This window comes from Chitinophaga agri (assembly GCF_010093065.1).
GTDB lineage: Bacteria > Bacteroidota > Bacteroidia > Chitinophagales > Chitinophagaceae > Chitinophaga > Chitinophaga agri.
This window is the reverse complement of sequence record NZ_CP048113.1, coordinates 6186091-6199243: the sequence shown is the minus strand read 5'-3', so window position 1 is coordinate 6199243 and position 13153 is coordinate 6186091. Positions and strand designations below refer to the sequence as shown.

7 protein-coding genes are annotated in these 13153 nt (G+C 46.4%); 6 read left to right on the top strand and 1 reads right to left on the bottom strand.

Going from position 1 to position 13153, the window contains the following annotated elements; translation table 11 throughout:
• Positions 1–461 precede the first annotated feature (461 nt).
• Positions 462–1499 (bottom strand): LacI family DNA-binding transcriptional regulator, encoded by a 1038-nt coding sequence (locus tag GWR21_RS24885; RefSeq protein ID WP_162334360.1) that lies wholly within the window; start codon positions 1497–1499, stop codon positions 462–464.
• A gap of 290 nt (positions 1500–1789) precedes the next feature.
• On the opposite strand from GWR21_RS24885, the gene GWR21_RS24880 reads away from it, so the two are divergent.
• From GWR21_RS24880 to GWR21_RS24855, 6 genes are all read left to right on the top strand, one after another.
• Positions 1790–2665 carry an AraC family transcriptional regulator gene (locus tag GWR21_RS24880; RefSeq protein WP_162334358.1) on the top strand — a complete coding sequence of 292 codons (876 nt, stop codon included), beginning with the start codon at positions 1790–1792 and terminating at the stop codon, positions 2663–2665.
• Between the two features lie 251 nt (positions 2666–2916).
• On the top strand, positions 2917–3483 hold the full coding sequence (locus GWR21_RS24875) for an RNA polymerase sigma factor (RefSeq protein ID WP_162334357.1): 567 nt from the start codon (positions 2917–2919) through the stop codon (positions 3481–3483).
• A gap of 63 nt (positions 3484–3546) precedes the next feature.
• Complete coding sequence (locus GWR21_RS24870) at positions 3547–4551, top strand: FecR family protein (RefSeq protein WP_162334355.1); 1005 nt, start codon at positions 3547–3549, stop codon at positions 4549–4551.
• An 84-nt stretch (positions 4552–4635) separates the two neighbouring features.
• Complete coding sequence (locus GWR21_RS24865) at positions 4636–8100, top strand: SusC/RagA family TonB-linked outer membrane protein (protein ID WP_162334354.1); 3465 nt, start codon at positions 4636–4638, stop codon at positions 8098–8100.
• A 13-nt stretch (positions 8101–8113) separates the two neighbouring features.
• The gene (locus tag GWR21_RS24860) at positions 8114–9700 is read left to right on the top strand and encodes a SusD/RagB family nutrient-binding outer membrane lipoprotein (RefSeq protein WP_162334352.1); all 1587 of its coding nucleotides are present in this window, start codon (positions 8114–8116) and stop codon (positions 9698–9700) included.
• A gap of 330 nt (positions 9701–10030) precedes the next feature.
• Positions 10031–13150, top strand: a complete 3120-nt coding sequence (locus GWR21_RS24855; RefSeq protein ID WP_162334350.1) for a SusC/RagA family TonB-linked outer membrane protein — start codon at positions 10031–10033, stop codon at positions 13148–13150.
• Positions 13151–13153 lie beyond the last annotated feature (3 nt).

The window sequence follows — 13153 nt, the reverse complement described above, 5'->3', positions numbered from 1 at the left end:
GATATAAAAAAATATGACAATGCAACCAGTTAAACCAGTATACGTGTGGGTATACGGCTAAGCAGCTCCCGTTTGTTTTTCCGTGTTGTCCCTTTTTTGTTTTTAATTAATTATTTAGAAATTTCCCGAGTCCTGAATAATTGTATAGTGGATTATTATGTTCTAGTTGATTGTATTTATTGCTAGTTGATAGTTCGTTTTTCGTTCAACAAGTGGTTGTAAAACGTTTTAGTTCTCGTTTGCTTACAGTTCGGTAAAAATACAGTAGTTCGCCACCAATGAAATGACACGTTGGTGTTATATTCATACGTGATAACATACAATAGGTGTAAAATCATCACATGAAAAGACCATTGAATGCAATAAGCGTAAAAAATACTATTTAAAATGCCCTGTTTTTTGAAAAATGATCAAGTAATTGATACCATAGTATCAGTTCGCACCCTAAATACAGGCCGTGATCAGGCATTTAAATGATGAACAGCTGGCGTGGAAGATTCTCTTTTTCTGAGCTCAAGTGAGAGTACTACGTGTTGTGGATTGTGTGTCTCTGTGGTTTGTTCCAGTTCTGCAATCAGCATATGTATCAGTCGGCGGCCAATTTCTTCTACCGGCTGTGCCACGCACGTAATAGACGGGCTATGCAGGCGGAAGATATCATGATCATCAAAGCTTACCATACCGATATCTGTGCCGATATGCAGCCCGATGGAGCGAATACTTTCTATTCCACAGATACCCAGATAGTTAGTGGCAAAAAACAGTGCATCCAGGTTCTTATTGTTTTGCAGGTACAGGGTGATCTCCTGGATAAATCCAGCCCGGTCCAGGTCAAAAGGCAGTCGTTTGATCACCTCCTTACCCGCCGGCAAACCATGCTTTTGGAGGGCATCTACAAAGCCGTCCAGGCGCTGTTGCATCTGTATCTGAGCAGAGGTGGTGGTTATGATACCGATATTCTTATATCCCTGCTCTACAAGATGGCTTACAGCAGTATAGGCTCCCTGGAAGTTATCAACTACTACATAGTTGGAATCTGCGATATTGGGAAAATAACGGTCCATCAGCACTACCGGCTTCTGGAGCGAGGCAATTTCTTTATCAAGATTGAGTGTAGGCGTAATAATATATCCATCTACCTGGCGATAGCGCAGTACTTCCAGCAAACCCTTGGCTTTCTCCTCATTGTCTTCCGTGCTGCCGAAAAGCACCTTATAACCGAACTTATCTGCTTCGTCTTCCACGACCTTGGCCACGTTGGCAAAAAAGATGTTGGCAATATCCTCTACCATTAATCCGATCGTTTTTGTCTTACCTGTGCGTAATCCCCTGGCAAGCTGGTTGGGCTTATACTTCAGTTTTCCGGCTATCTTCAGGATCCTCTTGCTGACCTGTTCACTGATTCTTTTTTCCTTTCCTTTACCATTCAATACAAAAGAAACTGTTGTAGGAGAAACACCTGCCTCTTGGGCAATATCTTTAATGGATATTCCTTTCACGAAATTCAGATTTGGTTTGATATTCGTTAGAAAATTAGACTCTTAACTGCAGATTGCCAAATAAAATAATATTATCATCCCCATTTTTTGCCTGTGATTATTACGAACATGTGATGTTTTTTTAACCAAAATTTGATAATTTGGCACTTTCTGAGAAAAAGTTCTGTCAGGGGGATTTTCAAATGCTGTCATATGAATTGTGACAGGGTCATAATAGCCACAGGATCGTTTTATACTACTGTTTCGAGAGTCATCATAAGGGTTCAAGGGAAGTTTAAATCTATAATTACATGAAACCCATTCTTATAAAAGTGGGGGCATTTGCCGACAATCAGATCACCATCATTGAGAGATGTGATCCTTATTTTAATACTCCTTTTCACTTTCATCCGGAATGTGAACTGGTATTTGTCATGGAAAGCAATGGTAAGCGAATCGTTGGCGACAGCATTGAGAGTTTTGATGTGGGCGACATGGTATTTCTGGGACCGCACATTCCACACGTATGGTACAATGACGAAAGCTACCACAAGAACAATGAGCAGCTGAAGGCTCGTTCAGTCGTGATCTACTTTCCCAAAGACATCTTTGGTGAGAAGTTCTATGGGCTGCCGGAGACCAAATCACTGACCGATCTGTTTCACAGGGCACAAAGAGGCATGAAGATACTGGGTCCTACCTATGACCTGCTGAAGGAACAAATCCTCTCCCTGCCGAAAAAAGAAGGGCTGGAACGTATCATTTCCCTGCTTGGCATCCTTAAAATATTAGCAGAGACCAAAGACGTACAATACCTTGCCAGCACTGGTTACTCACATGCATTCAATGCAAAAGATAACCACAAGATCGATGAGGTATTTAAATACGTAATGGGAAATTTCTCGAAAGAGATCTCCCTCCAGGATGTAGCCAGTATTACCAACCTTTCTCCGCAATCCTTCTGCCGCTTCTTTAAGAACCGTACAAAGAAATCATTTGTGCAGTTCCTGAATGAAGTCCGTATCGGGCACGCCTGTAAACGACTGACAGAGGAAGACTGGTCTATCGCGGAAATCGCCTACTCCTGCGGATTTAAAAATCTGTCCAACTTTAATCGCTTCTTCAAAGAGATTGTGGGTAAAACGCCAAAGGAATATAAGAACGAACTAAGACTGAAAGAAGCGTAAAAGATACGCTTATAAAGCCTTACTGCTAAAAACAGTAAGGCTATTGATTGATCTTCAGCCAGGTAAGCACCATGGCCGGGATAACGTATTGCAAATTGTTTGGTAATTGATTAAAATGTATTAATTTCCTTGCGGCTGATAACTGAACATGCCGACATAAATGGAGTTATTCGCTGATAATAAGCCATTTATCAACCAAAATCTATTTGCTGTATTCCATGTATAGTAATTATACTGACCAAGAATTACTATTGCTGCTTCAACAAGACAGTGTAGACGCTTTTAACGTTATTTACGAGCGTTATAGTCATCCCCTGTACCTCTACATTCTCAGCAAAATAGACGGCGCTGAAGCCGGTAAAGACGTCCTCCAGGACCTATACACTTCCCTGTGGGAAAGACGCCATTCCATCAGCATTAACGAATCGCTGAAGTCTTACCTCTACCAGTCTGCCAGACACAAGATCATCGACATCTACCGTAAAAACTCCACCTACCGCAAATATCTCCAGCAACTGATTGAACACTTTGATGTACAACCCGGCGGCATTGCCGAACTGGTTGACAGCAAGGCCCGTACGCAGGATGTGTTTGAGACCATCAACCATCTGCCCGAACGTATGAAAGAGATATTCATGCTCAGCCGCATTGAACATCAGACAGTTGAGCAAATTGCAGTCAGACTCGGACTTTCACAGCAAACCGTTAAAAATCAAATAACCAAAGCCCTTAAGATACTTCGTGCTAATCATGCCAGAACAGACCTCGTGCTGTTTCTACTCACATCACAGGCCCTGTACTCATTTTTTACAGAGTAATGGTACCTATCGCTCTCTGGTACGACATCAGATTATCATTGGGACATTTCAAAATTGCAAGCAGTGGAGCAAGATCAGATCAGGAAAATATTAGAACGTTATAACGAAGGCCAATGCACCCCGGAAGAAACAGTAGTCATCGAACAGTGGTTCGACAGCATTGGAGACCAATATACGTCGCCTAAAAGCGAGCAGGAGATCCGGCAGGACCTCTCCACAGTACACCGTACGCTCATCAGCCAGATACAACCTGCCACCCCGGTACGCAGCATCGCGCGTTCCTGGTACTATGTGGCCGCCGCCGTTACCCTGCTGGTAGCAGCAGCTACCTGGTTCTTTCAGTTAAAACAACGTGCAGCCAATCCTGCCGCGCCTGAACAGCCGCTGGCAGGAAAGATCATCGAAAGCACCCGTACCGTCGCTGATGGCTTTATCACCATTAACAATCCTAAAGGTAACCGGGAACAGGTCATATTAGAAGACGGCAGTAAGATCATGCTCAATGCCGCTACCAGGATACGTTACGCAGCGCATTTTACTGGTAACACCCGCGATATCTACCTGGAAGAAGGGGAAGCCTGGTTTGACGCAGCCCCGGTACCTGAAAATGCATTTACCGTACACGCAGGCAACGTCAGCACGACCGCCCTCGGTACCACATTCAATGTACGTGCCTATCCGCACGAACAACAGATCACCGTCGCACTCGTGACCGGTAAGGTAAAAGTAACCACCACATCCCAGCCGCCGGTTATCTTACAGCCCAGTGAACAGGCCAGCATTGACCGCCGTTCGCTCCATGTCATTAAAACAAACTTTAACGCGGAAGAAACGATAGGCTGGCAAAAAGGTTACCTCATCTTTAAAGACGCTTCCTATGAACAGGTACGTATCGCCATTGAAAACAGATATGGCGTAACGATCATCAATGAAAGCGGCAGGAAAGACTGGACCTATACCGGCAATTTTAAACAGGAAACCCTGGCAAATGTGATTGAAACCATTTGTCTGACAGAATCACTTTCCTATACCATCGGAAAGGACACTGTGCTACTAAAAAATAAATAATGCTGATTGCATAATCGTCCGGCAACGGACCCACAATCCTTGATCACTGAAGCTGCTTTTGTATTTAAACGTAAATAGGGCTATATGAGGGGAAAATCATACTTCTGTAAAGTATGTATTATTGCCAGCTCCCTGTTAATGGCCTCATTGACGGGAATCACTCCCCTGCGTGCCCAACAATCAACACCCTGCCTTCAGTGTATCACTCTTACCGCCGCCGATAAGTCCCTTGCTGAGATCATGGCGGATATCTCCATGCAAAGCAGACTCAATTTCCACTACGACAAAACAGCTATTGACCTGCACAGGAAGATATCCCTGCATTGCAAAGACCTGCCCGTACAGGATGTACTGACCAAACTGTCCGTACGCACGGGTCTCTCCTTCCTCATCAAGGGTGACAAGATCATTGTATGGGCCGATATGCCTGAAATAACAGATCATGGTAGTACCGTCAGCAGCAGCAATGATCACATCCAGATAGCCGGCCGCGTGCAGGACGCTCACGGCCGCCCGGTGCCTGGTGCCACTATCCTCGTCAAGGATTCCCATAAAGGTGTACATACCGACGATGAAGGCTATTACAGCCTGAAAGCCGCCCCCTCTGATGTACTGGTCTTCCGCTCTGTAGGCTTCCTGAATAAGGAGGTCTGTATCAGTGAACGCCAGCTGATAGATGTCACCCTCACTGAAAGTGTACAGGGCCTTAATGAACAGGTCGTGACTGCCCTGGGTATTCCCAAAAGCAATAAGGAACTCTCCTACGCTACCGGTCAGCTCATGAGTGAAGATATTGCCACCGTGAAAGATGCAAATGTGATCAACAGCCTTTCCGGTAAGATTGCCGGTGTGATGATCAACAGGAGCGCCTCCGGTATAGGTGGCTCTGCCCGCGTAATACTCAGGGGAAATAAATCCACCCGTGAGAACCAGCCGCTGTATATCATTGATGGTGTACCTATGGCCAACTTCACGCCGTCACAACCCAATGATATCTGGGGACAATCATCCGGCATTGTAGGCAATGGTGGCAGGGATGGTGGTGATGGTATCTCTAATATAAATCCCGACGATATTGAAAGCATCAGCATCCTGAAAAGTGCTTCCGCTGCCGCTTTATATGGTAGTCAGGCGGCTAATGGCGTGATCATGATCACCACTAAAAAAGGACTGGCAGGTAAGGCCCATATCAATGTCTCCTCTGATCTGATGGTGGATGCGCCCATGCTGTTGCCTGATCTCCAGTTCCGCTACGGACAAACCATCCGTCCCTATAAAGATGATAAAGATAACCTGCAGCCCGGCTCTGCTGATAGCTGGGGTGGTAAAGCAGATGCGCCCAACCATGTGAAAGACTTCTTCCGTACGGGACTGACCTCTACCAACGGTATCTCCTGCAGTGGTGGCACCCAGCACACGCAATACTACCTCTCGTATGCTAATACCATGAACAGATGCATACTGCCGGCCAGTCACCTGCAGCGACACACATTTAATACTCGTTTAACTGCCCACCTGCTTAAAAAGAAGCTGTTTGTCGATGCAAACTTCTCCTATCTCATTCAGGATATCCTGAACAGACCGTCCTCCGGCCTTTACTACAACGCATTAACGGGGTTGTACAACCTTCCCCGCGGACTCGACTTCGACAACTATAAAACATACCAGTACTTTGATACCAACCGTAACCTGCCTTTACAGAACTGGTGGAACATCCACAGTGACCTGAACTGGCCGGGAATGGACGATCAACAGAATCCTTACTGGATACAATACAAAACACAACGGAAGGAAAACAGGTATCGCAGCATGTTTTCCGTGACGATGAAATACAGGCTGACTGACTGGCTGTCTTTACAGGTCAGGGGTAATATAGACAGAAGTGATGATCACTATCAGATGTCAGCACACGCGGGTACGCAACAGGTGCTAAGTCCACCGAATGGCAGATTTACCCGTGAAACAGAACGTAACACACAACTGTATGCGGATATGATGCTGACCGCCAGCAAACAGTTGTCGCCCCAGTTCAAACTACAGACCATGCTGGGTGTCAGCATCACAGATGTAAGGGCACACGACCGTTCCCTGATCAGTACCAACCCCACCGCCGCGGAAGGACTGATCGTACCCAACATCTTCTCCGTCACCAATATTTCCCCCAGTGCTTTAGACGCCCAGCAGAGTATAGATAAAAAACAGTTACAGGCCATCTTTGGCAGTGCGCAGCTTAACTGGAAGCAAAGGCTTTTCCTCGACCTGACAGGCCGCAACGACTGGTCCAGCACCTTCGCATTTACACCCATCAAAGCCAAAGGATATTTTTATTATTCTGCTGGCATCAGTTCCATACTAAGCGAGTGGTTCTCCCTTCCGGCACCTGTAAGCTTTGCCAAAGTACGTGTTTCCTATGCCAGGGCTGGTAATGATATTGCCCCCTATGCCTCCCGCCCTGCGCGCTTTCTGTTACAGACGACAGGCGGTGTAACCCGTGTCAATTTCAATACACGCGCCCCCTACCCCGGTATCTATCTGAAACCGGAAGACAACCGGTCGCTGGAAGCCGGGGCTGAAGTACGCTTCCTGCAGGACCGTATAGGTGTAGACCTTACCTGGTACAAGAACAACAACTATCAGCAGTACATGGAAGTACGTGCGCCATCAGGTTCCGGCTATCTGTTCTACTACCTGAATCTCGGCAATATCCAGAACCAGGGATGGGAAGCTGCACTGAATCTCGTACCTGTACAACACACGCATTTTAAATGGAGCAGCACGTTCAACTTCACCATTAACAATAACAAGGTCGTTACACTCAGTAATAACAGCATACCCGGAGCAGGACCTGATAACTACTACATCCTGACTGATTTCATGACCAACATGTACGGGTCATTTATCAAAGAAGGTGGCTCCTGGGGAGATATCTATACCAATAAGGAATTATACAGGAATGAGAAAGGTCAGTATGTAATTGACAGCAGAGGAAATCTTGAAACACGCAATGTATTTAAAAAGGTGGGCAACCCCAATCCACGGTTTATGCTGGGATGGAACAACTCACTCACCTACCGGAGTTTTTCATTGAGCTTCCTGATAGATGGGCGTTTCGGCGGTAAGGTCATGAGTGTGACCAATTCCGTGCTGGACGCCTATGGTGTCAGTGAGGCCAGTGCAAAAGCCAGAGATGCAGGCGGCGTAACTATCAACGCAATATATGAAAACGGCACCCCGCTCACCACTACATATGATGAACGCAAATACTACGCTACGATAGGCGGGCGGGCAGGCATCGGAGAAATGTACATGTACGATGCCACAAACATCAGGTTAAGAGAAATGTCACTTACCTGCAAATTACCGTTAAAGAGTAAATGGATCGATAAGCTGCAGGTGGGACTGATCGGCAGGAATCTCTGCTTCTTCAGCATCCACTCACCTTTCGATCCGGAGATCTCAATGAGCAGCGGTAACGGACTGCAGGGAATAGACGCATTTGGCGTATCTGCCTTACGAAGCATGGGCGCCAACATTAAACTGGTTCTATAAAAAGAGCTTATGAATGAGTAAAGGAAGATCTGTTACGGCAATAATGATACTGCTATCATTATTGATACTGCCGGTTGCCTGTACGCGCAACTTTGAACGTATCAATACCAACCCCTATGACGTGTATGATGATGAATTGCAGGGTGACTTCAGACTGATAGGCGACCCGCTCGTGCAATCCATGCTGAATATCTACGTCAGCAATGACGTGTCCGTCACACAACTACAGCAGAACCTGATGGGAGACGTCTTCTCCGGGTATATGATGACACCGAGCCCTTTTCAGGATAACCGTAACAACATTACCTATGACCTGCTGGATACCTGGAATGATGATGCCTGGCTGACTGCCTACGGCAACGTGATGCCTAACTGCCGGTTTGTAATGGACAAGTGCAGAGGTAAGTACCCTGACTTCTACGCCTGGGCACAGATCATACGGGTGCTGGCCATGCACAGGGTCAGCGATATATACGGACCCATTATTTACACAAATTATGCTGTGATCAATGCTGACCGAAGTATTGACTACGATTCACAGGAAGAAGCTTATGATGCATTCTTTAAAGACCTGGATTCTGCTATTACGTCACTAAGTCAATATGCCGCCTCAGCTACCGACAGCCGGTTTAAAAAGTTTGATCTCTCCTATAGTGGCGACTACATAAAATGGATCAGGCTGGCCAATACGATACGCCTGCGCCTGGCACTACGTATCTCCAACGCCGATCCGGCAAAGGCAAGAAAGGAAGGAGAAGCGGCGATGAACCAGACATATGGGCTGCTCAATGAAAATGAAGATAATTTTAATATTAATATCGCCCCTGTTACGCACCCACTGAACGTGATCTGCAATTCCTGGAATGACATCAGAATGGGAGCGCCTATGGAGTCTTTCCTCTGTGGTTATCGTGATCCCCGGCTGCCTTATTACTTCATTCCTGCGGATAGCAAAGACTCAATTTATCATGGTATCAGGAATGGTATTATCATCACCAGTAAAGATATCTACGCCGGATTTTCAAAACTGGCCTGGCAGCCCTCGCGCATACAACTCTGCACCGCAGCAGAGTCATGGTTCCTGCGGGCGGAAGCAGCATTGTATTCATGGAAAGGCGCAGGTGATGCCGGGGAGAACTATGAAAAAGGTGTTTATGCCTCATTCAAACAATATAACCTTACCGGCGCCTATAATGGATATATCAATAATGACACGCTCACGCCCAAACCCTATACGGACCCTTATAATGCTGTCAATAATGTCACGGCCGGTAGTCTCTATCTGAGCAGGTGTACGATTAAATGGTCACACAACGCACCCTTACATGAAAAGCTGGAGCGTATCATTACACAGAAATGGATCGCTGCATTTCCCGACGGACAGGAAGCCTGGTCTGAGTTTCGGCGTACAGGTTATCCAAAATTGTTCCCGGTTGTTATTAATAACAGCGGCGGCAAGATCTCCTCTGCCTCATTTATTCGCCGCATTCCTTTCATTCAGTTTGAATATGCAACAAATCCCGCCGGCGTGAAACGCGCTGTGAGCAAGCTTAAGGGAGATGATAACGGCGGTACCAGATTGTGGTGGGACAAACAATAATTTTTTTTCACAGCACATGGTACCATTTTAATTTCCGCACGACACCTTTTTATGCGCAGGGAATACTTGTTTGAGACACAAAGGGACAAGACCACGCATCACGTAATGAACATGTAACTATTAACATCAATTAAAATCAGATCACAACATTCACGGGCGTGCAAACGCATCGATAGGAATTGTTATGCCGTTCATCAACCGAAGTAAACAAGTATCACAGCAATAGTATAGATGGCTTCTGGAACAAGCATGCATGGATGCATCCCGCATCCAGACGCCCTTACTATGTCAATGGGTTAAAACAAATCACATCAACCAAAAGGTGTATCTATGAGACGTAAACTACGCTTTAACAAAGCATGCGTTACTGCAGGAGTAATGCTTAGCCTGATGCTTACTGAAGGCACTCAGACAGCATTTTCAGCTCCTATGCCCCTCTCCACCATGAGGCAGCAGAAGCAGGTGAGAGGTGTCGTTAAGGACAAAAACGGCCACCCCATCCCAGGTGTAAACATACTGGTTAAGAACAGTACGACAGGTACTGCCACAGGTCCCGACGGAAAGTTTGTTATCTCTGTTAAATCCCCGACAGACATTCTCGTATTCAGATTCATCGGTTATCTCACACAGGAGATACCTGCCGGTGAACAGGCATCCATTGACGTCACCCTCCTCGAAGATGTCGCTAATATCAATGAAGTAGTAGTAACTGCACTGGGTATACGTAAAGAAGCGAGAAGCAATGGTTATGCCGTATCTAAAGTACAGGGTGCGGATATGACCAAGGCAAGAGAGATCAGTGTGGCCAATGCACTGGAAGGCCGCGTAGCCGGTGTTAACAGTGCGCCTCCTTCTACCGGTCCCGGTGGTTCCTCCCGCGTAACCATCAGAGGTAACTCTTCCCTAAGTGGTAATAACCAGCCTCTATATGTAGTGAACGGTATCCCAATGAATAACGGAAACCTTGGTTCCGCTGGTAAATGGGGTGGTAGTGACCTGGGTGATGGTATCTCCAGCATCAACCCGGATGATATTGAAGATATGACCATCCTGAAAGGTGCTGCGGCATCTGCATTGTATGGCCAGCGTGGTGTGAATGGTGTGATCCTCATTACCACCAAATCGGGTAAAGCCGGTCAGATGCGCGTAGAACTGAACAGCAACGTGACCATCGATAAAGCCAATGATTTCTTCGATTTCCAGGACGTATATGGTCAGGGTATTAAAGGCGCTAAACCAACTGACAAACAATCTGCGCTCAACAGCGGCCTGTCCAGCTGGGGTAGCAAACTGGATGGTTCTTCCACTCCTATGTTTGATGGTGTTTCACGCCCTTACGCTAAACAAAGCAATCCTGTTAAAGACTTCTATAAAACAGGTACCACTTACAGCAACACCCTTTCCATCGCCGGCGGTAGCGACAAAACAACCTACCGTGTCGCTGTGGGAGACCTGCGCAGTAAAGGTATCTACCCTAATACAGAGTATATCCGCGACAACGTGAATATTGATCTCAACTACAAGTTGTCAGATAAATTCAGCGGACAAACAAACGTTATCTACACCAAAGAGGTCACTAACAACCGCTCTAACCTGAGTGATGCCCCCGGTAACGGTAATTACGCCATCGCCTTCCTGCCGAACAACGTAGCTGCCAGCTACCTGGACCCGGGTTACGACGGACAGTTCAGAGAACAGGTATACAGCAGTGATATCTTCAGTACAAACCCTTTCTTCGCAGCGAACCGCTTCCGGAACAACACAAAGAAAGACCGCGTACTGGGTGTAACCAGCCTGCGTTACACGCCCGTTCCATGGTTATTTGTACAGGCGCGTGTTGCCAATGACTACTTCGGTTTTAATGCTACTTCCATCACACCTACCGGTACTGCTTACCGTCCTAATGGTAGCCTGGACCTGGAACGTAACCGCCAGTTCAATGAAACGAACATCGACGCGTTACTCGGTATCAACAAAGACATCACTGATAAATTAAGTGTGAGCTTCAACGCCGGTGCAAACCTGCTGAAGAAAACAGATAAAGTGAATGATGTCACTGCTTCCAACTTCGCATTTCCTTTTGTATATAACCCATCTACTGCTGCTACCAAGAACAGTAATATTATACAATACAACAAAGAAGTGCAATCCGTATACGGCTCGCTTGAACTGGCATGGAACAGCACATTGTACCTGACAGTGACCGACCGTAACGACTGGAGTAGTACACTGCCAAAGAAAAACAACGCCTACAACTATCCATCCATCAGCGGGTCTTATGTGTTCTCTGAAAGCATCAAAACCAAATGGCTCAGCTTTGGTAAACTGAGAGCTGGTTATGCACAGGTGGGTGGTGACGCTGATGAGTATAAAACCGCCCTGTACTACAGTACACTCGGTAACACTGTCAACGGCGTTCCGTTAGGAGAGATAGACGGTAAAATACCTAACAAGGAACTGAAACCACTGAAGGTAAAAGAGGTGGAGATCGGTGCTGAGGTAAAACTGTTCGATAACCGTTTATTCGGAGACTTCAGCTGGTATAACAAACAGGCATCTAACGATATCGTAACGGCTACTGTATCTTCCGGATCAGGCTATACAAGTGCACTGGTGAACGTTGGTAAACTGGAGAACAGAGGTATTGAGGTGATGATCGGTGGTACTCCTGTCAGATCAGCTACATTCTCCTGGACCACTGTATTCAACTTTGCGCACAACAAAAATAAAGTTGTTCAACTGGCGGAAGGACAGAACTCCATGCTGGTAGAAGGTGGTGAATCCCGTACGGAAGACGGCTTCATCAACCACGTAGTAGGCTTACCTTATTCTCAGATCATGGTCTATGATTTCAAACGTAATGACAAAGGTGACCTGATCGTAGATGCTTCCGGTGTGCCACAGCGTACAGATGCGCTCATTGCACATGGTACAGGCGTAGCGCCTTATACCGGTGGATGGACCAACGAACTGTCTTACGGTAAGTTCCACCTGAGCTTCCTCATTGACTTCAAATCAGGTGGTAAGATCTATTCCGGCACCAATGCCAATGCATACAGCTACGGTCTGCACAAAGAAACCTTAACAGGACGTGAAGGCGGTGTGGTGGTAACCGGTGTTACTGAGACTGGTGAAGCAAAAACCACCACCATCGTGGCAGATGACTACTACAACAGACTGGCTACTATTTCTGCGCTGCAGGTATACAAATCAGACTTCATTAAGTTCCGCTCCCTGGCGCTGACTTACGATTTCTCTAAAGCAGCACTGGGTAACAGACTGAATGGTGTCAGCCTCTCACTGGTAGGACGTAACCTGTTCTACATTAAGAAGTCTACACCCAACATCGATCCTGAATCCAACTACAGCAACAGTAATGCACAGGGACTGGAATATGCGGGTCTGCCAACTACACGCTCTTTCGGTGTGAACCTGAATGTTAAATTCTAAAAT